Origin of the sequence: Methylobacterium sp. 17Sr1-1 (assembly GCF_003173775.1) — a bacterium.
Taxonomy (GTDB): Bacteria; Pseudomonadota; Alphaproteobacteria; order Rhizobiales; family Beijerinckiaceae; genus Methylobacterium.
The window spans coordinates 5,581,107-5,602,218 of sequence record NZ_CP029552.1 but is presented as its reverse complement, the minus strand read 5'-3'; the positions used below and the strand labels follow the sequence as shown (position 1 = coordinate 5,602,218).

21 protein-coding genes are annotated in these 21,112 nt (G+C 72.9%); 9 read left to right on the top strand and 12 right to left on the bottom strand.

Annotated elements, in window-relative coordinates; translation table 11 throughout:
* Window positions 1–177: 177 nt before the first annotated feature.
* Both DK412_RS25515 and DK412_RS25510 read right to left on the bottom strand, forming a co-directional pair.
* Window positions 178–843 carry a 3-oxoacid CoA-transferase subunit B gene (locus tag DK412_RS25515; RefSeq protein ID WP_093565038.1) on the bottom strand — a complete coding sequence of 222 codons (666 nt, stop codon included), beginning with the start codon at window positions 841–843 and terminating at the stop codon, window positions 178–180.
* A gap of 21 nt (window positions 844–864) precedes the next feature.
* A complete protein-coding gene (locus tag DK412_RS25510) occupies window positions 865–1,632 on the bottom strand; it encodes a CoA transferase subunit A (protein WP_109974246.1) in 768 nt (255 codons plus the stop codon).
* Between the two features lie 379 nt (window positions 1,633–2,011).
* On the opposite strand from DK412_RS25510, the gene DK412_RS25505 reads away from it, so the two are divergent.
* Entirely contained in the window at window positions 2,012–3,877 is a 1,866-nt protein-coding gene (locus tag DK412_RS25505; RefSeq protein ID WP_109974245.1) for an AsmA family protein, read from the top strand.
* Between the two features lie 44 nt (window positions 3,878–3,921).
* The gene (locus DK412_RS30360) at window positions 3,922–4,488 is read left to right on the top strand and encodes a hypothetical protein (protein WP_162596301.1); all 567 of its coding nucleotides are present in this window, start codon (window positions 3,922–3,924) and stop codon (window positions 4,486–4,488) included.
* On the opposite strand, the gene DK412_RS25495 is transcribed toward DK412_RS30360, so the two are convergent.
* The gene (locus tag DK412_RS25495) at window positions 4,478–5,215 is read right to left on the bottom strand and encodes an NAD-dependent deacylase (RefSeq protein WP_109974243.1); all 738 of its coding nucleotides are present in this window, start codon (window positions 5,213–5,215) and stop codon (window positions 4,478–4,480) included. The genes DK412_RS30360 and DK412_RS25495 overlap by 11 nt on opposite strands.
* Window positions 5,216–5,453: 238 nt before the next feature.
* Between DK412_RS25495 and DK412_RS25490 the strand changes: the two genes are divergently transcribed.
* Together DK412_RS25490 and DK412_RS25485 are read left to right on the top strand one after the other, a co-directional pair.
* A complete protein-coding gene (locus tag DK412_RS25490) occupies window positions 5,454–6,356 on the top strand; it encodes a hypothetical protein (protein ID WP_109974242.1) in 903 nt (300 codons plus the stop codon).
* Window positions 6,350–7,042, top strand: coding sequence for an HAD hydrolase-like protein (locus DK412_RS25485; protein ID WP_245571983.1), 693 nt, complete (start codon window positions 6,350–6,352; stop codon window positions 7,040–7,042). Before DK412_RS25490 ends, DK412_RS25485 begins: the two co-directional genes overlap by 7 nt.
* A gap of 77 nt (window positions 7,043–7,119) precedes the next feature.
* Here DK412_RS25485 and DK412_RS25480 read toward each other — a convergent pair whose 3' ends face one another.
* Both DK412_RS25480 and DK412_RS25475 read right to left on the bottom strand, forming a co-directional pair.
* On the bottom strand, window positions 7,120–8,160 hold the full coding sequence (locus tag DK412_RS25480) for a sensor histidine kinase (RefSeq protein ID WP_109974241.1): 1,041 nt from the start codon (window positions 8,158–8,160) through the stop codon (window positions 7,120–7,122).
* Window positions 8,147–9,709: an ATPase domain-containing protein gene (locus DK412_RS25475; RefSeq protein ID WP_204165439.1), complete on the bottom strand. Its 1,563-nt coding sequence runs from the start codon at window positions 9,707–9,709 to the stop codon at window positions 8,147–8,149. Before DK412_RS25475 ends, DK412_RS25480 begins: the two co-directional genes overlap by 14 nt.
* Window positions 9,710–10,168: 459 nt before the next feature.
* On the opposite strand from DK412_RS25475, the gene DK412_RS25470 reads away from it, so the two are divergent.
* A complete protein-coding gene (locus tag DK412_RS25470) occupies window positions 10,169–10,378 on the top strand; it encodes a hypothetical protein (protein ID WP_093565026.1) in 210 nt (69 codons plus the stop codon).
* 220 nt (window positions 10,379–10,598) lie between these two features.
* Here the strand turns inward: DK412_RS25470 and DK412_RS25460 are convergent, their stop codons facing one another.
* Both DK412_RS25460 and DK412_RS25455 read right to left on the bottom strand, forming a co-directional pair.
* The gene (locus DK412_RS25460) at window positions 10,599–11,081 is read right to left on the bottom strand and encodes a DMT family transporter (protein ID WP_162596300.1); all 483 of its coding nucleotides are present in this window, start codon (window positions 11,079–11,081) and stop codon (window positions 10,599–10,601) included.
* 139 nt (window positions 11,082–11,220) lie between these two features.
* Entirely contained in the window at window positions 11,221–11,949 is a 729-nt protein-coding gene (locus DK412_RS25455; RefSeq protein ID WP_109974238.1) for an autoinducer binding domain-containing protein, read from the bottom strand.
* A gap of 558 nt (window positions 11,950–12,507) precedes the next feature.
* Between DK412_RS25455 and DK412_RS25450 the strand changes: the two genes are divergently transcribed.
* Entirely contained in the window at window positions 12,508–12,984 is a 477-nt protein-coding gene (locus DK412_RS25450) for a hypothetical protein (protein ID WP_109974237.1), read from the top strand.
* A 71-nt stretch (window positions 12,985–13,055) separates the two neighbouring features.
* Here DK412_RS25450 and DK412_RS25445 read toward each other — a convergent pair whose 3' ends face one another.
* Window positions 13,056–13,799, bottom strand: coding sequence for a substrate-binding domain-containing protein (locus DK412_RS25445; RefSeq protein ID WP_109974236.1), 744 nt, complete (start codon window positions 13,797–13,799; stop codon window positions 13,056–13,058).
* Window positions 13,800–13,949: 150 nt separating this feature from the next.
* Here DK412_RS25445 and DK412_RS25440 point away from each other — a divergent pair, with 150 nt between their 5' ends.
* On the top strand, window positions 13,950–15,242 hold the full coding sequence (locus DK412_RS25440) for a solute carrier family 23 protein (protein ID WP_109974235.1): 1,293 nt from the start codon (window positions 13,950–13,952) through the stop codon (window positions 15,240–15,242).
* A 168-nt stretch (window positions 15,243–15,410) separates the two neighbouring features.
* Window positions 15,411–16,820: an adenylate/guanylate cyclase domain-containing protein gene (locus tag DK412_RS25435; RefSeq protein WP_162596299.1), complete on the top strand. Its 1,410-nt coding sequence runs from the start codon at window positions 15,411–15,413 to the stop codon at window positions 16,818–16,820.
* 73 nt (window positions 16,821–16,893) lie between these two features.
* Here DK412_RS25435 and DK412_RS25430 read toward each other — a convergent pair whose 3' ends face one another.
* Window positions 16,894–17,130, bottom strand: coding sequence for a hypothetical protein (locus tag DK412_RS25430; RefSeq protein WP_109974233.1), 237 nt, complete (start codon window positions 17,128–17,130; stop codon window positions 16,894–16,896).
* 707 nt (window positions 17,131–17,837) lie between these two features.
* On the opposite strand from DK412_RS25430, the gene DK412_RS25425 reads away from it, so the two are divergent.
* Window positions 17,838–18,119: a hypothetical protein gene (locus DK412_RS25425; protein ID WP_109974232.1), complete on the top strand. Its 282-nt coding sequence runs from the start codon at window positions 17,838–17,840 to the stop codon at window positions 18,117–18,119.
* Between the two features lie 113 nt (window positions 18,120–18,232).
* Here DK412_RS25425 and dapA read toward each other — a convergent pair whose 3' ends face one another.
* The 3 genes from dapA to DK412_RS25410 all read right to left on the bottom strand — a co-directional run bounded on the left by dapA (window position 18,233) and on the right by DK412_RS25410 (window position 20,964).
* Window positions 18,233–19,162 (bottom strand): 4-hydroxy-tetrahydrodipicolinate synthase, encoded by a 930-nt coding sequence (gene dapA, locus DK412_RS25420; protein WP_109974231.1) that lies wholly within the window; start codon window positions 19,160–19,162, stop codon window positions 18,233–18,235.
* Window positions 19,159–19,389: a hypothetical protein gene (locus DK412_RS25415; RefSeq protein WP_109974230.1), complete on the bottom strand. Its 231-nt coding sequence runs from the start codon at window positions 19,387–19,389 to the stop codon at window positions 19,159–19,161. Before DK412_RS25415 ends, dapA begins: the two co-directional genes overlap by 4 nt.
* A gap of 249 nt (window positions 19,390–19,638) precedes the next feature.
* Complete coding sequence (locus tag DK412_RS25410) at window positions 19,639–20,964, bottom strand: MFS transporter (RefSeq protein ID WP_109974229.1); 1,326 nt, start codon at window positions 20,962–20,964, stop codon at window positions 19,639–19,641.
* Between the last annotated feature and the right edge of the window lie 148 nt (window positions 20,965–21,112).

Genomic DNA, 21,112 nt, shown 5'->3' with positions numbered 1-21,112 from the left:
GAGAGGGGTAGGGGTGAGGGTGGAGACGGCTCCGGATTGAACTCGACCGTCGAGCTGCGCAGCTCAACGCTCAGCGATTTATCCTAAACCCGAGCCACCCTCACCCCTGACCCCTCTCCCACACGGGAGAGGGGGACATTCTTCACGTCGAAGTGCAGTCCGGAGACTAAACCACCCTCAGGTGTTCTTCAGCGCCACCCGGTACTGGCCTTGCGTCTTCGCCCGCACCTCGTCCTCGGTGACGCCGTCGGCGAGCTCGACCAGGCTCATGCCGCCGTCGCCCTTCTTGTCGATGGTGAAGACGCCGAGATCGGTGATCACCATGTCGACGACGTGGGTGCCCGTGAGCGGCAGGTCGCAGGCCTCGAGCAGCTTCGGCGATTCCGAGCCGTCCTTGGCCTTGGCGACGTGCTCCATCACCACGACGACCTTCTTGACGCCGGCGACGAGGTCCATCGCGCCGCCCATCCCCTTCACCATCTTGCCGGGGATCATCCAGTTGGCGAGGTCGCCGTTCTGGGCCACCTGCATCGCGCCGAGGATCGACAGGTCGATGTGGCCGCCGCGGATCATCCCGAACGAGTCGGCCGACGAGAAGTAGCTCGTGGTCGGCAGCTCGGTGATGGTCTGCTTGCCGGCATTGATGAGGTCGGGATCCTCCTCGCCCTCGTACGGGAACGGGCCCATGCCGAGCATCCCGTTCTCGGACTGGAGCTGCACCGACATGCCGTCGGGGATGTAGTTCGACACCAGCGTCGGGATGCCGATGCCGAGATTGACGTAGAAGCCGTCCTCGAGCTCGCGGGCGGCGCGGGCCGCCATCTGGTCGCGGGTCCAGGCCATGGTCGTCTCCTCTCTCGCTCGTTAGATGGCGCCGCCGCCCGTCGGGGCGGGCGCGGGCTCGGCGTTCGGCGCAGCCCCAATGCTGGATTCCTGCCGCTTGCGGGTGGTGCGCTGCTCGATGCGCTTCTGCGCGTTCGGCACGTGGATCATCCGCTTCACGAACACGCCGGGCGTGATGATGTGGTCGGGGTCGATCTCGCCGGGCTTAACCAGGTGCTCGACCTGCGCGATGGTCATGCGCGAGGCGGAGGCCATCATCGGGTTGAAGTTCCGGGCGGTCTTCCGATAGACGAGGTTGCCCTCGGTGTCGCCCTTCCAGGCGTGGACCAGCGAGACGTCGGCGAACAGGCCGCGCTCCATCACGTAGGTCTCGCCGTCGAACTCCCGGGTCTCCTTGCCCTCGGCGATCAGGGTGCCGACGCCGGTCTTGGTGAAGAAGGCCGGGACGCCGGCGCCGCCGGCGCGGATGCGCTCGGCCAGCGTGCCCTGCGGGTTGAACTCGATCTCGAGCTCGCCGGCGAGGTACTGCTTGGCGAAGGTCTTGTTCTCGCCGACATAGGACGAGATCATCTTCTTGATCTGGCGGGTCTCGAGCAGGACGCCGAGGCCGACGCCGTCGATGCCGGCATTGTTCGAGATGACCGTGAGGTCCTTGGCGCCGCTCTCGCGCACCGCGTCGATGAGGACGTCCGGAATGCCGCACAGGCCGAAGCCGCCGGCCATGATCGTCATGCCGTCCCGCAGGACGCCCGCCAGGGCGGCGGTGGCGTCGGGGTATACCTTCTTCATCCCTCGTTTCCCCAAATTCTGGTGCCGCCGGAGCGCGCGAGCGCCCTCGTTGTCCCGCACGGATGCGGCGCCTCGCCGCCCTGTTTAGCATCGTTGCGGCGCCGCACCACCGGGCGGCGCGAGGAAAATGCCCCGCTGCGGGAGGGAGCGCCATGGGCAAGAATCCCGGGCCAGGAACCCCGGGCCAGGAACTCTGGGCCAGGAACTCCGGGGCAGAAATCCCGGCCGGCGGGAAAATCCTGCCGGGGAGACAAGCCGCGCGCGAGGGATTATAGGAGATCGGGGAAGGCGTATGCCGCCGGCGGGCTCAACGAGGCCGGCCTGGGCGGCGGCCCGGGGGGGCGCACGAGTTCTCGTCCACGCCGGCAGCCGGAGAGCGATGTCGCGCCGAACCACCCTGGCCCTGAGCGGCGCCGCCGTCACGGCGCTCGCGGTCACGGCCGCCTCCCTGCCCTGGACGATCGCGGCGCCGCGGGCGGCCGCCTTCGCGGAGCGGGACCTGGCGCGGCGCTACGGCCTCGGCCTCGCGGTCGCCGGCCCCGCCACCCTGACGCTGCTGCCGGCCCCGCGCCTGACCTTCGCCGGCGTGCGCCTCAGCCGCGGCGGCCACGACCTCGTCGCGAGCGAGGGCCTGCAGGTGCAGCTCGGCCTCGCCGGTCTCCTCGCCGGCCGGGCCGAGATCACCGGCCTCGTCCTCGACCGGGCCCGGATCGCCTTGTCTCCGGACGCCGACCGCGACTGGACCGAGCCGGCGGCCCGGCTCGCCGCGCGGGTCGCCGCGGGCCGCGGCCGGCACCTGCGCCGCCTCGTCCTCGTCGACGCGACGCTCTCCCTGCGCGATCCCCGCACCGGCGCCCCCGAGACGGTGACCGGCCTCAACCTGGTGGCGAACTGGCCGCGCCCGAGCGCTGGGCTCGACCTCTCCGCCGCCTTCACCTGGCGCGGCGTGCCGGCCTCCCTCACCCTGTCGGGCCTGCGCCCGCGCGAGCTCGCGGCCGGGGCCGAGACCCCGGTCGTCGCCGCCCTGACCTGGAACGGGGCGGGCGCGCGCGCCGCGGGCAGCGACGCCCGGATCGAGGGCAGCGCCGAGATCGAGGGCAGCCTGGCCTGGACAAGAGAGGCCTCGAAGGGCAGCCCCGCGAAGGAGGCCGCGGCCGGGGGCCCGCGCCTGTCCGGCCAGGGCCGCTTCTCCACCGCCGCCCTGCCCGGCACCCTGGCCTGGCTCGGGATCGCGCCCGGCCCCGCTTCGCTCGCCGGCCCGGTGAGCCTCGACGGGCGCTTCCTCGCCCGCCCCGGCGGGGTGGAATGGCCCGAGATCCGGGTGCGGGTCGGCGACAGCCGGCTCGAAGGCGCCGGCGCCGCCGCCCTGGTGCGCGGGCGGCTCTCCGTCACCGGCACGCTCGCGGCCGAGCGGCTCGACCTCTCGGGCCTGGTGCCCGAGGCGGGATTCCTGTCCGAGGCGGCGGCCGGCGGCGCCTGGAGCCGGGCGCCGCTCGCCCTCGACGGGCTCAGCCGTGGCGACCTCGACCTGCGCCTCTCGGCGGCCTCCGCCCGCCTCGGCCCGGTCGAGGCGCAGGACGTCGCCGCCGGCCTGCTGGTGCGCGACGGCACCGTGGAGGCGACGCTCGGGCGGGCCACCGTGCAGGGCGGCACCGTCAAGGGACGGGCGGCGCTCGCCGCCCTGCCCGCCGGCCTCGACGCCCGCCTCCAGGGCAGCGCCGACCGGATCGACCTCGGCGGCCTCTTCGCCGATCTCGGTTGGCCGCGCTGGATCCTCGGCCGGGCCCAAGCCTCGGTCGCCCTCGACGGCGCCGGATCGAGCCTCGCCGACCTCGTCGGCCGCCTCGCCGGCCGGGCCGCCGTCACGGTCGAGGGCGGGGAGATCCTGGGGCTGAACCTCGCCGACCTCGCCCAGCGCCCCGAGACCGCCGCCACCGCCCTGCGCCGGGGCGGCCGCACCCATTTCGAGCGCGCCCGGATCGGCCTGACGGTGAGCGACGGCGTCGCCGAGATCGGCCAGGGGCAGCTGCGCGGCGCGGCGCTGGCCGCGAGCCTCGGCGGCCGGATCTTCCTCGCCGAGCGGCGCCTGAGCGCCGAGGCGCGGATCGAGCCCGGACCCGACGGGCGGACGGGCGGGCGATTCGCCATCGAGGGGCCGTGGCTGCGCCCGAGCCTGCGGCCGCTGGCCGCCCGCATGCCGGCCCCCGCGACCCTGCCGGCCGCCGCCAGCGCCTACGCGCCCTGAGCGGAGTCCCGAACAAGCGGAACCTTCGAACACAAGGAGCGCCCGTGACGCCATCACAGAAGCGCCGGCCTCGTCGCGCCGCCTGGACCAGGGGTGGCGCCGCCTGGGCCGGGGCGCTCGCCTGCCTCGCCGCCCTGCCCTGCGCCGGCGCGCCGGCCCAGCCGGCGCCATCCCCGGTCCAAGCCGCCCCTTCGCCAAGTCCTGCGCCGAGTCCTGCGCCGGCCCCGCCGGAGGCACCGCCCGCCGCGCTGGCCCCGGGCGGCTTCCCGGCCCTGCCGGCGATGCCCTACTTCCGGGTCGTGCCGATGAACGAGGCCCGCACCATCGGGTTCTTCACCAGCCTTTTTCCGGATTGCTCGGTCCAGGGGCCGGTGGTGGCCCGCCTCGTCGAGGCGCCGAAGCACGGCAGCGTGCGCTTCACGGCGGAAGCCTCGTTCCCGCGCTACGCCCCCTCGTCGCCGCTCGCCGCCTGCAACGCCCGCAAGGTCGAGGGCCTGAAGATGATCTTCGAGGCCGCCGAGGGCTACGAGGGCCTCGACGCCTTCCGGGTCCTGCTCATCCAGCCCGACGGCTCGGCCACCACCCTCGACGTCAAGGTGTCTATCCGTTGATCTTGCCGCTGACCTTGCCGCCGCCGACCTGCCGCAGGAGATCGTCCACGAAGGCCGGCACCGCCTGCGTGGCCGGGCCGTAGGTGGCGTGCGCGAACAGGCCGGCCGTGTCGGACGGGGCGAGGTTGATCTCGTGGGTCGGGATCCCGGCCTCCCGCGCCCGCGCCACGAAGCCCGCCGCCGGATAGACCGCCCCGGAGGTGCCGATGGCGACGAACAGGTCGGACTCGTCGAGGGCCTGCGCGATGACGTCGAGGTGGAGCGGCATCTCGCCGAACCAGACCACGTCCGGGCGCATCCCGCCCCGCCGCCCGCAAGACGGGCAGGCGGTGTCGACGGAGAGATCCTCCGCCCAGGGGCGGCCCGCGCCGCAGGCGGTGCAGCGCGCCCGCATCAGCTCGCCGTGCATGTGGGTGACCTTGCGAGAGCCGGCGCGCTCGTGCAGGTCGTCGACGTTCTGGGTGCACAGGAAGAGCCGGCCGCCGCGGGCGGACAGGCCCGCCTCCAGCCGCGCGAGCGCCGCGTGGGCGGCGTTGGGCGCGGCCTCCCGCACCCCCTGCCGGCGCAGGTTGTAGAAGGCGTGGACCTCCTCGGGCTCCGCCGCGAAGGCCTCGGGCGTGGCGAGCCGCATCGGATCGAACCGCCGCCACAGCCCGCCCGGATCCCGGAAGGTGCCGAGCCCGCTCTCGGCCGAGATCCCGGCCCCGGTGAGGACGAAGACGTTCACGCGCGGCCCTCCCGCCGGTGTCGCGATTCGGGCGACGACTGGGACACGATTGTGTCAAAGCTCGCGCGCGGCAGAACAACGCCGGTGCCTGACCATCGCGGTGCCGTCACTGTGACCTCCGTTGAGACTTTATCAATTCTTGGCATGGACAATCCCTGTCACCCATCCTAAGTGAGGATCGTGCCCGTGCGCATGGCGCCGGGCGACTGATTCCGAACAGATCGCTTCAGGACATTCAATGACGCGCCACCGCGCGAAACCGTCATTCACGGTCGAGATCAAGCGCAGCCGCACCTCCCCCCTGCCCGATGGCGAGCGGCCCCAGAGCGAGCGCCCCGTCCTCAAGCCGGCGGTGGGCAAGCCCCCGGCAGGGATGAGCAAGCCCCCGGCGGGGATGAGCAAGCCTCCGGCAGGGATGAGCAAGCCGGCAGCGGCCCCGCCCCATCCGGCCGAGGCCCTGTTCAAGTCCCCGGCGGGCCCGTCGAAGCTGTCGGCGAGCGCGCCCGCCGAGCCCGAGCCCCGGCCCGCCTCTCCCGGCCGCAATCTCTGGGCCGGCACCGGCCTCCTGGAGGAGGCCGCCGCCGCCACCAAGTCCGGCCGCTTCGACCCGCCGGATCTGCCGATCTTCAGCAAGGCTCCCGCCGACAAGCCGTCCGACAAGGACGTCGCGCCCGCCAGGGACGCTGCCCCCGCCAAAGATGCCGCGCCCGCCAAGGATGCGGCGCCCGCAAAGCGCGTCCTGCCGAGCCTGATCGCCCCGCCGGCGCCCGAGCCCGAGCCGGAGGTCGCGCCCGAGCCCGAGCCGAAGCTGCCCCGGGTCCGCCGCTACCGCGCCGCCGCGTCCGCCGCACCCCGCCGCACCGCCGGTCCGCGCCCGGCCTTCGTGTGGCCCGAGGACTGGCCCGACGAGGCCCCGATCCAGACCCCCGCGCCGATCGCCATGCCGGCTCCGCCCCGGTCTCAAGACCGGATCGAGCTCGCCAGGGTCGAGCTTCCGCAGAACGAGGCCGCGCCGCACGCCGCCGACGAGGGCGAGCCCCGGCCCGGCGAGATTCGCCCGCGGGTGAAGCGCCGCACCGTCGACGAGGACCTGCGCATCGGCCAGCGCTGGAAGCGACGGCTGCCCCGCGTGTGCTGGTAACGGACCGGATCGCGGATCGGCACGATCCTGCAGCGGACCGTAGCGGTCCGCCCTACCGGCTCGTCATCCTCGACTTCGACGGCACCCTCGCCGACACCTTCCCGTGGTTCACCCGGGTGCTCCCCGGCGTCGCCGACCGCTACGGCTTCCGCCGGCCGGCCACGCACGAGGCCGAGTCCCTGCGGGCGCTGGAGGCGCGGGCGGTGATGCGGCACCTCGGCGTGCCGCTCTGGAAGCTGCCGCTGATCGCCCGCCACATGCGCGGCCTCGCCGCCCGCGACGCCGGCGCCCTCGCGCCCTTTCCGGGCATCCCCGCCCTGCTCGTCCGCCTGCGGGCCGGCGGCCTCAGCCTGGCGCTCGTCAGCTCGAACCGCGAGGACGTGGTGCGCCGGGTGCTCGGGCCGGGCAGCGCCGGCCTGATCGACCTCTATGCCTGCGGCACGGCCCTGTTCGGCAAGGCGCGGCGGTTCCGGGCCGTGGCGCGGGCGAGCGGCGTCGCCCCGGACCGGATCCTGTGCCTCGGCGACGAATTGCGCGACCACGCCGCCGCGACGCGCGCCGGCCTCGCCTTCGGGGCGGTGACCTGGGGCTACACCCGGGCGGAGGCGCTGGCGGCGGCGGGGCCGGCCCACCTGTTCGCGACGCCCGAGGCAGTGGCGGCGGCGCTGCTGCCGGGGGCGGCGTGACGGGCGATACCCGCTTGATGAGACCCTGAAGATCTCACACCCTCCGCGTCAATATCGTCGGGTGATTTTACAAACCCTCAGTAATGCGGCACCGTCCGGTTCTCGATCAGCGGCGCCTCCATGCGGAAATGCAGGCCGGTCGGCTTGAAGTCGAAGCGGATGTCGGCGCCGCACTGCATGGTGAGGACCCTCTGCAGCAGGGTCGAGCCAAAACCCTTGCGGGTCGGCTCCGCGGTGCGCGGGCCGCCGCGCTCGGTCCAGTCGAGCCGCAGGCGGCGGCCGGTCTCGCCCTGGTCGACGGCCCAGGCCACGGTGATGCGCCCCTCGGGCACCGAGAGGGCGCCGTGCTTGGCGGCGTTGGTGGTCAGTTCGTGGATCGCCATGCCGGTCGGTACCGCGAGGTCGGCGGTGAGCTCGACATGCGGGCCTTCGAGGGCGATGCGCCGGCCGGCCTCGTCGTTGTAGGGGCCGAGCTCGTTCTCCAGCATCTCCTGGAGCGAAGCCATCTGCCAGTAATCCTCCGTCAGGAGGTTGTGGGTCTTGGCGAGCGAGATCACCCGGGCCGAGAAGCCCTGGTAGAACTCGTCGACGCTGGTGGCGCCGCGGGCCGAGGCGCCGAGCAGCGCCTGCACGGTGGCGAGCGTGTTCTTCACCCGGTGGTGCAACTCGCGGATCAGCAGGGCCTGACGCTCGGCGGTCTGCTGGCGCTCGTGCAGGAAGGCCGCCGCCTCGCGCTGGCGCCGCCGCGCCCGCACGGCGAAGCGGGTCGCGGTGACCAGGGTGGCGGGATGGAACGGCCGCTCGAGCAGGGTGACGTTGCCGAGGGACTCCATCAGCCGCGCGTCCGGCGGGGTGCCCCGCAGGGTGAGCAGCACGAAGGGATAGTCCGACCACGGCTCCTGCCCGGCGAGGTAGGCGGCGAGCCCGTGCCGGTCGGAGGCGCGCAGGACCTCCTCGGTCAGGACCGCGCAGCTGCCCACGTCGAGCCGGGCGACGAGCGCCGGCAGGTCGCCGCAGATCTCAGAGCGCAGGCCCGCCTCGTCCAGGATGCTGCCCGCCACCGCGGCGTCGCGCCCGGCAGGGGCGAGGATCAGGACCGGGGGATCACTCTCTCTCATCACTGTCCAGATCCGGGAGAGTCACTGGCCGATCCCACTCCGACTCGTCACGCTCGGCCAGCAGGTGGCCGGGGGAGCCGCGATAGCTCGGCACGCCCGTCAGGACACCCCGGAAGCCCGCCAGCGGCTCGCCGACACGCAAACCGTCGCCGTCGATCCGAAGTTCCCGGATGGTGTCCTCGTGCGGCCCCACCCTCTTCTTGACCACCGACACCGCCCGGCGCAAGTGCCCATCCGCCTCGAAGAACCGGAACAGCACCACGGTGTCGCTGAGGTAGGTCAGATCGACCGTCGCCGACATCTGCCCGACGAGCCCGTGCTGGGCCAGCACCAGCAGCGTCGTCACGCCCTGCTGGTTCAGGTAGGTCAGGATCTCGTGCATCTGCAGCAGCAGGTACTGCTCGCCCGGCATCGCGCTCTGGTAGCCGGTGAGCGAGTCGATCAGCACCAGGCGCACGCCCTCGCGCTCGACGGCGTCGCGCACCATCGCGGCGAGCTCGCCCGGCGAGACCTCCGCCGGGTCGATCTGCTCGACCCGCAGGCGCCCCTCCGCGACCGCCGCGGCGATGTCCATGCCGAGGCCGGCGGCCCGGCGCATCAGGATCCCGGTCGGCTCGTCGAAGCTCAGGATCAGCCCGCGCTCGCCGCGCGCCAGCCCCGCCGTGACGTAGGTGAGCGCGGTCGAGGACTTGCCGACCCCCGAGGGGCCGAGCAGCATCGTGCTGGTGCCCCGGTCGAGTCCGCCGCCGAGCAGCGCGTCGAGGCCGGCATTGCCGCTGCCGAGGCGGTCGGTCTCGTAGGGGTGGCCGTGCTCGGCCGCGATCAGGCGCGGGAACACCGCGAGGCCGCCGCGGCGGATGACGAAATCGTGGAAGCCGCCGCGGAAATGCGTGCCGCGCATCTTGATCACCCGCAGGCGCCGGCGCTCGCCGCCGTAGAGGGGCGCGAGCTGCTCGAGCCGGATCACCGCGTGGCAGAGGCTGTGCAGGTTGAGGTCGTCCTGCTCGGCGGTGAGGTCGTCGAGGAGGAGCGCGGTGGTGTCGTGGATGAGGAGGTAGCTGCGGAGCGCCAGCACCTGGCGCCGGTAGCGCAGCGAGCCCTGCGACAGCAGGCGGATCTCCGACAGGCTGTCGAACACCACCCGCTGCGGCCTGACCCGGTCGATCTCCGCCATGGCGAGCCGCACGGTCTCGCCGAGCTCGAGGTCGGAGGAGTGGACGAGGCTCTGCTGCTGGCGCGGGTCGAGGCTGAGCTCGGGCGGCACCAATTCGAAGATCTCGATGCCGTCGAGCGACCAGCCGTGGCGGGAGGCGACGGAGGCGAGCTCGCGCCGGCTCTCCGACAGGGTGATGTAGAGGCAGCGCTCGCCGAGCCGCGCGCCGTCGAGGAGGAATTGCAGCGCGAGCGTCGTCTTGCCCGAGCCCGGCCGGCCCTCGATCAGGTGGGCGCGGTTGGCCGCATAGCCGCCCTCCAGGATCGAGTCGAGGCCCGACACGCCGGTCGGGACCGGGGCCGCATCGTCGGAGGGGGAGAGCACGGGATCGGGCATGGAGGGCAGGCTGACTGTCTCGGCGGGCTGGTCATCGAAGCGGCGGCGCGGGGGCGGCGGCGCACGGCACGAGACCCGGGGATGGGTCGTGGGAGCTGGGTCCCCCGCTTGTGGCAAAGAAATGCGGCGAGAACAAAGGGTTCCCGCGCCCGACGGCTGTGCGTTCCGGGGGCGGGCCCCCGCCCGCACGTCGCCCCGCGCCCGCAGCGGGGAAAAAGCGCACTGAGATGCGCATCTTTGCCCTTGACGCGGCGGGGGTTCGCACGCATGTGGCCCTCATCCGTGCGGGGCCGACGAATCGGCTGCGCGCGGCATCACCGGAATCCTTCATCCCCCATGCCCAGCGACAGTAGTCGACGGACCGCGCCGCCTCGGTGCCGCCTCGCGTGACCCGCGCCTGATCGCCGATCGGGCTCGCCCGCGACCGGCGCCGATGCGGCCGGTCGAACGAGGTGAGCCATGACCCTGATGACGACGGGCGCCCGCTCCGGCGCCGCCGCCACCCGCCGCGACCGCAGCGTCGTGACCGTGCTTCTTCTGATGCTGGCCCTGGTCTTCGGACCCGCCATCGGCCTCCACGTGGCCGTCAACCTGCTCGGCGCCGCGCCTGCGCCGGACGGCCTCGTCTCGGCCGTCTCCGCCGAGGCACCCCGGGGCGGCCGGGGCTGACGCCGACGGGTCGGCTCGACCGACTCGGTCCGCCTCCGTTGCGTCAGGCCGCCCCGGTTGCCTTGTACCAACGGCCCAAGATGCTGACCCATCAACGTCGATCTCGGGCAGGCCCGAGATCGACGAGGCCGTTGACCCATCTCGAATGTTCGACCCCAAGCCGAAGGCTTGGCGAAAAGTCGAGAACGGAACCAAAGGTCGTTTTCAACGACCGTTGGTATTAGACCGCCCCCCGCCCCCGCAGGATCAGGACCGCACCGGCGACCAGCAGCGCGGCCCCGATCCAAGTCTGAAGACCCAGAGCCTGAAGACCGATGGAGGTTTCCGGGCCCAGGCCGCCCTTGCGGCCGGTCAGCCCCATCGCGTCGCCGGCGATCCCCGCCGCGAGCTGGCCCGCCACCACCATCGCCACCGTGACGGTCGCGCCCTGCTGGCGGTAGCCGTAGAGGCTCGCGGCCACGACCAGCGTGCCGAGCAGGCCCGGGATCAGGAACCACGGCTCCGCCCGCTCCGCCAGGCGCAGCGGGAAGGCCGGGCCGTTGCGCCAGGCCTCGACGAGGCCGAGCAGCGACAGCCCGACCAGCGAGTTGCACAGGAGCGCCCCGGTCAGCCCGGTCCCCCGGGCCACGATCGCCCCCATCAGGGCATTCTGGACCACCAGGGCCGCCCCCGCGACGAGGCAGAGCAGGGCCGCGCCGGTCATCGGGCGGCCCCTACGGACAGCGGGGGAGAGGTGGGGCGAGTGGGCATGGCGCGGCTCCTGTCTGGCCGCCATCATCTCCTATGATGGACGATTGTCAAATACAGGAAACGGCATAGGGCCTTGATCGTCTCGACCGGGATCAGGAGATCAGCCCGCGCCGCAGGGCCACCGCCACCGACTGGGCGCTGTTGAGCGTGCCGAGCTTGGTCCGGGTGGTGCGCAGGTGGTGCTCGACGCCCTTGGAGGAGATCGCCAGGATCTCGCCGATCTCCCAGCTCGTCTTGCCCTCGGCGACCCATTGCAGCACCTCGCGCTCGCGCGGCGACAGGCGGATCTCGGCGCCGGCCTCCGAGCGCAGCAGCACGAGCTGGGCGAAGGCGTAGGTCGCCACGAGCTGCAGCGTGCCGAGATCCTCCGGCGAGACCTCGACCCGCGCGCCAGAGAAGCTGAATCCCGCGAGCTGCCCGTCGAGGGTCAGGAGCGGCACGGTGACTCCGTGGCGCAGGCCGTGCTCGCCGGCCTCGTGCATGACCTGCAGGGCCGCCGGGTCCTCGCGGTACTGCTCGGCGATCTCCGACCAGGCGAAGGGCGCGTTCGCCCCGCCGAGGTGGCGCACGGTGGCGTCCCGGAACAGGTAGCCGCGGGACAGGTAGCGGGTCTTCCAGTCCGCCGGCATCGCGTCGAGGAGGGCGTGCTCGTATTGCTGGCGCGGCTTGGCTCCGACGACCGGCAAGGTTCCGGCCAGCGCGTGCTCGATCCCGAAGCGGCCGAGGAGACGGAGCAGGAGCTCGGAGACGTCCTGCGCGCTCGCGGTCCGGTCGAGGGAGCGCAGGAAGGCGAGGGTCAGATCGAGGCGCTTCCGGCTCATGCAACCTGCCTAACGCGGAGAGCAATCGTTAACATCTGTGATTGTGGTCGCATTCCCCGAGCCGAGGGGCAAGATGCCGCGGAATTTCATCCCCGCGACAAGGTCCGCGCCACTTGCATGACCGCCGGGCGAGGCGGGCGCGGATTCCGGTCCCCGCCTCGTGCCGGATTGGCGGCGGCGGTCGCCGGTTCTGCGGCAGGGACCCGCGAGACGACGATTCCCGGCTCGGGCGAGGCGATGGCCCCACCGATGCAGATCCGCAGCGGTCCCGGTTCACAGAGCCTGGTTGATTGACCTCCTGCAAAATCATCGCTCTCCGCGTCATTCCGGGGTCTCGCAGCGGAGCCCGGAGTGACGCGGAGGGTGGACCTCCCGTCGATCAAGCCAATCAGGCTCTCAGTGACGCTTTCAGCCCGATCCCAGCGTCAGGCGCGCCGCGTTGCATCGACGATCCGGCTTTTCGCGCAGGAAAGATTGCGTAAGGACGGCCTTGAACCGCCCGCTCTCTCTCTCCATCTGCCGGTCGCGCCTGCGGTTGGGCGCTCTTCGGAGAAGATCATGCCGCACCACGACACCACTGCCCTCTCGGGCACGATCCAGCACGTCTTCGCGCACCGCTTCACCCTGGAGGCGGACGGCGCGATCCACCTCGCCGATCTCGGGCCCAAGGGGGCGGAGGCCTTTCCCCTCGCCGCCGGCCTGCGCGTGACCCTCGAGGGCGAGCGCCGCCCCTCGGAGATCAAGGTCGCGCGGATTTCCACCGCGGGCCGCGCGCCGGTGGAGATCCACCACAAGAAGCCGCACCACCCGGGCAAATCCGGATCCGACGCAGCCGTCGATCCCGCCGCCGCCCTCGCCGCCGTGACGGCCGCGGGCTGGATGCCGACGGGCGAGCCGCGGCGCAAGCCGAAGCACGTCGAGGTGCTGGCGCGCCGGGGCGACGGCCCCTGGACCGAGCTCCACGTCGACGCCACCGGAAAGATCTACAAGGAGAAGGCGCCCGACGCCGACAAGTGGGGCGCCGCCCTCGCCTGACGCTCTCACGGGAGCCGCGCGGCTCCTGGCTTCTCATGGGTCATCGGTGGGGCCGCGCGACGCGCGGCCCCTCACCCCCGCGCGACCGGCTCCATGCCGGTCCGCCGGATCGCCGCCGCGGCCCGGTCCGAGACGAGGTGGGCGATCAGCCGCCGCGCCGGCGCGACGGCCGCCGAGCCCGCGACGATCGCCGCCGTGAAGGTCTGGACGAGCTGGACCTCGTCGGGGAGCGCGCCCACCACCTCGATCCCCGGCACGTCGACGAGTTCGCTCACCGGCCCGAGGGCGAGGTCGGCCTCGCCCGCCGCGAGGGCCGCGGCGGAATCGGTGCCGCGGGGCAGCACCCGCTTGCGCACGGTTTCGGCGACGCCGAGCCGCGGAAGCACCGTGTCCTGGATGAACAATCCGCTGGTACTGCCCGGCATCACGACGAGGCGGGCGGCCGTCAGGGCCCGCGCCAGCGCGGCGGCGGTCCCGATCTCGGGGTGCGGTGCCCCCGCCCGCACCGCGGCGGCGAGCGGCGCGGTGGCGAGCTCCACCGCCGAACCCGCGACGATCCGGCCCTCCCCCGTCAGCTCGTGCAGGCCCTCGTTCGAGAGGATCACCACGTCGACGTGGGTCCGGGTTCCTTGGGCGCCGTGCGCGAGCTGGTACCGGATGGTCCGCGGCCCCTGCCCCTGCGACGCGCCGGACAGGGTCCGGACCCTCACGCCCGTCGCGCGCTCGAAATCCGGCAGCACCGCCTCGTAGGCGAGCGCGAAGCCGCCCGAGATCATGACGGTGAGGTCGGTGGTGACGGCGTCGGGCGGGATCATGAGAGTTGCCGGTGCTCGGGATCGGGACGGATCCTTCGCGCAGGACCGCCCACCCGCGCAAGCCGTCCCACGCGTTCCCCCACCCTGCTATTCCCGCCCCCACCCCAAATCCTCTAAGGCCTTCCCCGCACAAGCAATCAGGGGGAAGACATGGAACCGGAGACACGGGAGCGCGGCTTTCCGCGCTGGCGGCTCGCCCGGGGGCCGGTGGTTCTGCCGGACGAGCGGCCGCCGCTCGGCCAGGTGGTGGTGCTGGCGCTCCAGCACGTCGTGGCGATGTTCGGCTCCACGGCGCTGGCCCCGCTGCTGATGGGCTTCGATCCCAACCTGGCGATCCTGTTCTCCGGCATCGCCACGCTGTTGTTCTTCGTCGTGGTCGGCGGGCGGGTGCCGAGCTATCTCGGTTCCAGCTTCGCCTTCATCGCGGTGGTGATCGCCGCCACCGGCTACGGCGGCAGCGGGCCGAACCCGAACCTCGCGGTCGCCCTCGGCGGCATCATCGCCGCCGGCGCGGTCTACGCCCTGATCGGCATCGCGGTGATGCGGGCGGGCGATGCCTGGATCGGCCGGCTGATGCCGCCGGCGGTGACCGGCGCGATCGTCGGGGCGATCGGCCTCAACCTCGCGCCGATCGGCGTGAAGGGCATCTCGGGATCGGGCCTCGATGTCGGGATCGGGCTGTTCACGATCCTGGCGGTCGGCCTGTCCGCCTCCTACCTGCCGGGCTCCGCGCGGCGCCTGCCGCTGCTGATCGGGGCGGTGGCCGCCACCCTGCTCTACGGCGTGCTGGCGAACGGCTTCGGGCTGGCCAAGCCCCTCGACCTCGGGCGGATCGCCGACGCCCCGTGGTTCGGCTGGCCGCGTTTCACCACGCCGGTCTTCGAGGCCTCCGCGATCTGGCTGATCGCCCCCGTCGCCCTGGTGCTGGTCGCGGAGAATCTCGGCCACGTGAAGGCGATCGGCGCGATGACGGGGCGCAACCTCGATCCGTATCTCGGTCGCGCCTTCCTCGGCGACGGGCTCGCCACGATGCTGTCGGGCTTCTTCGGCGGCACCGGCGTGACCACCTACGCCGAGAACATGGGCGTGATGGCGGTGACCCGGATCTACTCGACCCTGGTCTTCGCCGTCGCTGGGCTGGTGGCGATCCTGTTCGGGCTGTCGCCGAAATTCGGCGCCGCGATCCTGGTGATCCCGGGCCCGGTGATCGGCGGCCTGTCGGTGGTGGTGTTCGGGCTGATCGCCGCCGCGGCGGGGCGGATCTTCGTCGAGAACCGGGTCGATTTCTCCCGCACCCGGGTGCTGCTCACCGTCGGCACCGCCCTGGTGCTCGGCGCCGGCGACTTCACGGTCAGCCTCGGCAGCTTCAAGCTCGGCGGGATCGGCACCGCCACGGCGGCCGCGATCCTGCTCTACCACCTGCTGCGCGACGATCCGGCCTGACGAAAGGCCCGTCTCAGGCATAGTACCGGGAGCCTGTCCCGCCCCGTCCAACAGCTTTAGGAGCGACTGGCGGACCGGGCGGGTCAAGTCAGCCCCAGTAGCCGCGCGATCACGGCCATGCTCTAATCAGGTCTTTCTCCGCCCTGTCCGGGGCGACAGGAGGCCGGCATGCAGCCACGATTGCGCGTGCAGCAGAATCCGCCCCGAGAACCCGTCCCGGTCGCCGGCCCGCCGGCGGGCGCCGCGGCCGACCTCCTGACCAATCCGCTGGTCGCCCCCCTCGCGGGCGACCTCGTCGCCGGGCTGATGCGCCGCCACGAGGTCGCGGCCGAGCGGCTGATCGGCTGGCTGCGGGTGGGGATCGGGGCCTGCGTCTTCGTCACGGTGATCGTCGCCAGCGACCTGCTGCACGCGCTCGCCGGCGTGTCGCTCGGGATCTTCCAGCGCAACGCCTGGATCGCCGCCTTGGGCTTCGTCGGCGTCGGCCTCGTCAGCATCGCGCTCGCGGTGCCGCAGCGCTGGCGGCACGCCTACGCCTACCTGTTCATGGCGCTGGATGTCGGGCTGGTGCTCGCCATCACGGTGCTGGCCCTCGGCGAGCGCGACCTGCCCGGCAACGCCCTGCCCTCGGCGCCGATCGTCTGGGCGATCCCCCTGGTCCTGGCGGTCGGGGCGCTCCGCTACGACGTGAAGGTGCAGCTCGGCGCCGTCGCGCTCCTCACCCTCGGCCTGCTCGCCATCGCGGTTGGGCTCGAGCACCAGCTGGTCCTCGATCCGGCCTCCGCCGGCAGGCCGGCCTGGACCCAGCTGTTCTCGATGCCCGTCAACGTGATGCGCCTCACGCTGATCCTGCTCGCGGGCGCCGCCACGGCCTTCGGCATCGTGCGCTCGCGCCGGCTCCTCGCCTCCGCGGTCCGGGACGCGGTCGGGCGCGCCAGCCTGTCGCGCTTCCTGCCGGCGGAGATCGCGCCCCGGCTCGCGGCGGGGGATGCCGCGCTCCGCCGCGGCCGCCGCCAGCGGGCGGTGATCGCCTTCGTGGACATCCGCGACTCGACCGGGATGGCCGAGGGCATGGATCCGGAGGGGCTGTCGCGGTTCTTCACCGCCTTCCGCACCCGCATCCTGGCCTGCGTGCGCCGGCACCACGGCTTCGTCGACAAGTTCATCGGCGACGGCGCCCTGATCCTGTTCGGGGTGCCGGACGAGGGCGGCGACGACGCGGCCCGCGCGCTCGCCTTCGCGCAGGACCTCGTCGGCATCGTCGAGGCCTGGAACGAGACGCGGGAGCTGCCCCGCGCGGTGAAGATCGGCATCGGCATCCATGTCGGCGAGGTGTTCTGCGGCATCGTCGGCGACGAGGAGCGGATGGAGTTCACGGTGCTGGGCGACGCGGTCAACGTCGCCTCCCGGCTCGAACAGGCGACCAAGCGCTACGGCGCGGTGGTGCTCGCCTCCGAGGCCGCGGTCGCCGGCTCGTCGGACCCGGCCGCCTGGCGCGAGGTCGGCCGCGAGCCCCTCGCCGGCCGCAAGCAGGCCATCACGATCTTCGCTCCGGTCGTCCCGCCCGGGGACGGGTGAGGCCCCGGACGAAGAAGGCCCCGCGTCCGGCGGGGCCTTCTCTCGTTGAGGGTCCGTGGCGCGGGCCGAAAAACTACTCCGGCGGGCGGGCGGGCCGCAGCCGCACCGCCTGGGCCAGGCGGATCAGCTCGCGGGCGGTCAGGCCGCGGCTGTCCTGCTGCGACCAGATCTCCCCGACCGGCCGCGCCCCGGCGGGATCACTGGCGTGCCGGACCTCGCCGCGCCGCGTCTCGCAGGATCGATCGGACCGGCGGGGCTCTCCGCCCAGGGCTGGATCTACGAACCGGTAGGCTCTCGCTGCCGTTCTCATGCGTGCTCCCATGCGAACTCCCCAGGCGAACCGGGCGCATGGTTAGCGAAGCGTGGCCGTTTGCGAAATTCTTGAACTTGCGCGGCGGCGCGCTACCCCGGCCCGTTCCGCAAGCATCCTCGCTCGCGAGGGGTGAATGTGTGGGCCATCAGCCGGCGACGCGGTTCCTGTTCCCCGCTGCGCCGACCCTCCCGCAACCACCCGGCCCACTGAGCCTCACAGGCTGGCGGGGAGAACTGGTCCACCGCCAACTCGTCGTCACGAGCTCCCTCACGGTCCAGCCTGTCGGCGGAGCCGGAGCGCCACAGGGTACGTCCACGAGGGAGACGTGTCGTCTAACAGGTCGGGACCGTGGGGCAAGGGGCGGTTTGACGCCCTCCGGGAGCGTCGCGCCGGCCGCGAGTCCGTTCCAGGGGCCGCAGGCATGTTCCAGGGGCCGCAGGCATGTTCCAGGCGCCGCAGGCATGTTCCATGCGCCGCAAGCATGGCCGTTGTGCGATGCAATCGATTGCCTTGTGCGCCGCAACATGAGAAAACGTTCTCGCACCGTCGCGATGGCGTCGCGGCGGTGCAGCCCTCTTTGGGCGTTTCCTCCCTAGACTTCGGGCCGCCTCGCAAGGGCGGCCTTTTTTCTGTTGCGCGCACGACTCCCGCGGCGGCACTCTCGTGGTGCGGGCGAGGGTCCGGGCCGCGCGGGAGATCGATCGATGGAGCGCCCACGGAGCGTCGGCATCGCCTGGTACGAGCCGGGCGACTATGCCCGGATCCGGGAGGCGATGGCGGAATCGGGCCTGCCCGAGAGCTACGCCACCTGGCAGATGTCGGCGACCCAGGTCGAGCGCGAGGTGTCGCGCAGCGGGGTGGCGGTGGCCCGCATCCGGATCGAGCCGGAGACCTTCCTGGCCTGGTGCCGCGCGAAGGGCACCGCACCCGACGCGGCGGCGCGGGCGGCCTTCGTGCGCGAGACGCACGAGGCGGGCGGGGGCTGAGCCGGGGAGACCGGTGCGTGTCACTGCTCCCATCCCACCCGCGACATCATCCTGGGGGTAACGGGCGATCGACGATCGCTGCCCGAAGGAAGCCTCCCGTCATCTCCCTGCTGTCAGCGTCCGCGCGGGACCGGTCGTGCGGCCTCCTCCGGACGGAAGGCGTCGAGCGCCGCCGCGACGGCGGCCTCCGTCTCCGGCCGCGGCCGCACCAGGGGCAGGCGCAGGTCCGGCGCGACGCCGGGGCGCAGATGCGCGAGGGCGAGCTTGACCGGGCCCGGATCGGTCTCGAGGGACAGGGCCGCGATCAGCGGCGCGAGCCCGGCCTGGATCGCCCGGGCACGGGCAAGGTCGCCGGCCCGGATCGCCCGCTGCAGGGCGGCGCAAGGGCCCGGCACCAGGTTGGCGACGACCGAAACGCAGCCCCGCCCGCCCATCGCGCCGTGGGCGACGGCGGAGGCGTCGTTGCCGGAGAGCACCGGGAAGCCCGGGCCGGCCGCCCGCGCGACCGCGCTCGAGGAGGCGAGGTCGCCGGCGGCATCGACCAGGCCGGCGATCCGCGGCAGGGCGGCGAGGCGCGCCAGGGTCTCGGGCCGCAGCTCGATCCCGGTGCGGGCCGGGTCCGCGTGAAGCAGGAGCGGCCGCCCGCACGCCGCGGCGATGGCGGCGCAATGCCGGTAGAGCCCCTCCTGCGTCGGGCGGTTGTAGTAGGGCGTGACCGCCAGGGTGGCGTCGGCTCCGGCGATCTCCGCGCGCCGGGTGCGGTCGATCGCCGTGCGGGTGCAGTGGCTCCCCGTCGCGGCGATCACCGGGATCCGGCCCCCGGCCGCCGCGACGACGACGCGCACCACGCGGTCGCGCTCCGCCTCGGTCAGGGTCGGCCCTTCGCCGGTGGGGCCGCCGACCACCAGCCCCTCGGTACCCGCCGCGACCTGGGCGGCGACGAGGTCGCCGAGCGCCCGCTCGTCGATGCCGGTCCCGCCGGCAGTGAAGGGCGTGACGAGGGCGGTGAGCGCGCCGCCGGGCGGGGGCTCGCGCCCCGTCACGGGGCCAGCGCCAGGGTGGTGTCGGCGAGGCGCACCGCGTCGGGCCGGCGGCCGGTCTCGGCGGCGGCGTAATGCAGCGCGTCCCGGCAGGTGCGGAAGAGGCCGCCGCCGAGGCCGTGCGTCTCGACGGCGAGCCAGTGGCCCTCGGCGCTGCGGCCGACGAGGAAGGCGAGGGGGAGACGGGCCGGGCTCGGGGCCGGCGCGATGACGTCCGCGGGGTGGGGCATCGGGGGTTTCTTCGGTTCGCGCGGCCGTCGTCGCGGCCGCCCCCTCAAGGTGTCCCGGTCGGCGTCAAGGATCGAGGCGGGCGGACCGGCCCCGGTATCAGGATCCCGTATGGTTTCGGCGCGAGGCCGCGAGCATACCCTAGCGCGCCGCGGGCCTGTCCCCACGCGGCGACGCCCCCGCGGAGGGCCGCGAGGGCGAGGACGAGACCGACGAGGAGGCGGATCAGGCCCCTGCCCCGCATGCCGGCGTCACGGCCGGAGCTCGACCCGGCGGATCTCCCCGACCACCACGAGGTAGCACAGGCCCGCCACCAGGGCGTTGAGGCCGACGAAGACCAGGGCGCCGTTGAACGAGCCGGTCTCACGCACGATGTAGCCGATGACGATCGGCGTGGTGATGCCCGCGAGGTTGCCGAAGGTGTTGAACAGGCCGCCGCTCAGGCCGCCCGATTCCTTCGGCGAGGTGTCCGACACCACCGCCCAGCCGAGCGCGCCGATGCCCTTGCCGAAGAAGGCGAGCGCCATCAGCCCGACCACCAGGGCGTCGGCCTGGACATAGTTGCAGCCGATGATCGCCATCGAGAGCAGCATGCCCGACACGATCGGGATCTTGCGGGCGGCGGTCAGGGAACAGCCGCGGCGCAGGAGCTGGTCCGAGATCACGCCGCCGAGGATGCCGCCCAAAAACCCGCACAGGGCTGGCAGCGTCGCGGCGAAGCCGGCCTGCAGGATCGACAGGCCGCGCTCCTTCACCAGGTAGACCGGGAACCAGGTGAGGAAGAAGTAGGTCAGCGTGTTGATGCAGTACTGGCCGACATAGATCCCGAGCAGCATCCGCTCCGAGAGCAGCTGGCGCAGGGTGCGGCCGGCGCGGGCCGCGGTCTCGGCCCTGGCGCCGTCCATGTCCATCAGGGCGCCGCCGGATTCGAGGTAGTTGCGCTCGGCCGGGTTGATCGCGGGGTGCTCGCGGGGGCCGTGCACCACCTGGGTCCAGAGCAGCGCGAAGGCGATGCCGAGCGCGCCCATCACCGTGAAGACGTGGTGCCAGCCGAAGGCGTGCACGATCCAGCCCATGAGGGGCGCGAACAGCACGGTGGCGAAGTACTGCGCCGAGTTGAAGAAGGCCGAGGCCATGCCGCGCTCGTTCGCCGGGAACCAGGCGGCGGTGATGCGGGCATTGGCCGGGAAGACCGGCGCCTCGGCGAGACCGACGGCGAGGCGCAAGCAGAACAGCACCGCGACGGCGGCGAAGCCGGAGAAGAAGCCGACCGCGCCCTGCATCAGCGTGAAGGCCGACCACAGGAAAATCGCCGCGGCGTAGACCCACTTCACGCCGTAGCGGTCGAGCAGCCAGCCGCCGGGGAGCTGGGCGAGGACGTAGGACCAGGCGAAGGCCGAGAACACGTAGCCCATGGTCACGGCGTCGAAGCCGAGATCCTTGGCCATGGCCGGGCCGGCGATGGCGATGGTCGCCCGGTCGGCGTAGTTGATGGCGGTGGCGGCAAACAGCATCGCCAGGATGACGAGGCGGATGCGGCTCCGCTTCGCGGCCGCGAGGCCGAGGACTGCGCTCATGGATCTCCTCCCGGGCGGTCCAGGGAACCGCGACGGCGTCTTGGTCGCGCCCCACCTTGCAAAAAGGGGCGTTCCGGGACGGGACCCTAGGGGCGGCGTCGGGGCGAGGTCCAAGTCAAAGGCTGAATGGGTCGATGCGCGCGCCGCA

Excerpts from the sequence above, each read along its gene's own strand:
- DK412_RS25515 (WP_093565038.1), bottom strand. The coding sequence starts at position 843 with ATGGCCTGGACCCGCGACCAGATGGCGGCCCGCGCCGCCCGCGAGCTC.
- DK412_RS25510 (WP_109974246.1), bottom strand. The coding sequence starts at position 1,632 with ATGAAGAAGGTATACCCCGACGCCACCGCCGCCCTGGCGGGCGTCCTG.
- DK412_RS25505 (WP_109974245.1), top strand. The coding sequence starts at position 2,012 with ATGTCGCGCCGAACCACCCTGGCCCTGAGCGGCGCCGCCGTCACGGCG.
- DK412_RS25490 (WP_109974242.1), top strand. The coding sequence starts at position 5,454 with ATGACGCGCCACCGCGCGAAACCGTCATTCACGGTCGAGATCAAGCGC.
- DK412_RS25480 (WP_109974241.1), bottom strand. The coding sequence starts at position 8,160 with ATGAGAGAGAGTGATCCCCCGGTCCTGATCCTCGCCCCTGCCGGGCGC.
- DK412_RS25475 (WP_204165439.1), bottom strand. The coding sequence starts at position 9,709 with ATGCCCGATCCCGTGCTCTCCCCCTCCGACGATGCGGCCCCGGTCCCG.
- DK412_RS25470 (WP_093565026.1), top strand. The coding sequence starts at position 10,169 with ATGACCCTGATGACGACGGGCGCCCGCTCCGGCGCCGCCGCCACCCGC.
- DK412_RS25460 (WP_162596300.1), bottom strand. The coding sequence starts at position 11,081 with ATGACCGGCGCGGCCCTGCTCTGCCTCGTCGCGGGGGCGGCCCTGGTG.
- DK412_RS25455 (WP_109974238.1), bottom strand. The coding sequence starts at position 11,949 with ATGAGCCGGAAGCGCCTCGATCTGACCCTCGCCTTCCTGCGCTCCCTC.
- DK412_RS25450 (WP_109974237.1), top strand. The coding sequence starts at position 12,508 with ATGCCGCACCACGACACCACTGCCCTCTCGGGCACGATCCAGCACGTC.
- DK412_RS25445 (WP_109974236.1), bottom strand. The coding sequence starts at position 13,799 with ATGATCCCGCCCGACGCCGTCACCACCGACCTCACCGTCATGATCTCG.
- DK412_RS25440 (WP_109974235.1), top strand. The coding sequence starts at position 13,950 with ATGGAACCGGAGACACGGGAGCGCGGCTTTCCGCGCTGGCGGCTCGCC.
- DK412_RS25435 (WP_162596299.1), top strand. The coding sequence starts at position 15,411 with ATGCAGCCACGATTGCGCGTGCAGCAGAATCCGCCCCGAGAACCCGTC.
- DK412_RS25430 (WP_109974233.1), bottom strand. The coding sequence starts at position 17,130 with ATGAGAACGGCAGCGAGAGCCTACCGGTTCGTAGATCCAGCCCTGGGC.
- DK412_RS25425 (WP_109974232.1), top strand. The coding sequence starts at position 17,838 with ATGGAGCGCCCACGGAGCGTCGGCATCGCCTGGTACGAGCCGGGCGAC.
- DK412_RS25415 (WP_109974230.1), bottom strand. The coding sequence starts at position 19,389 with ATGCCCCACCCCGCGGACGTCATCGCGCCGGCCCCGAGCCCGGCCCGT.
- DK412_RS25410 (WP_109974229.1), bottom strand. The coding sequence starts at position 20,964 with ATGAGCGCAGTCCTCGGCCTCGCGGCCGCGAAGCGGAGCCGCATCCGC.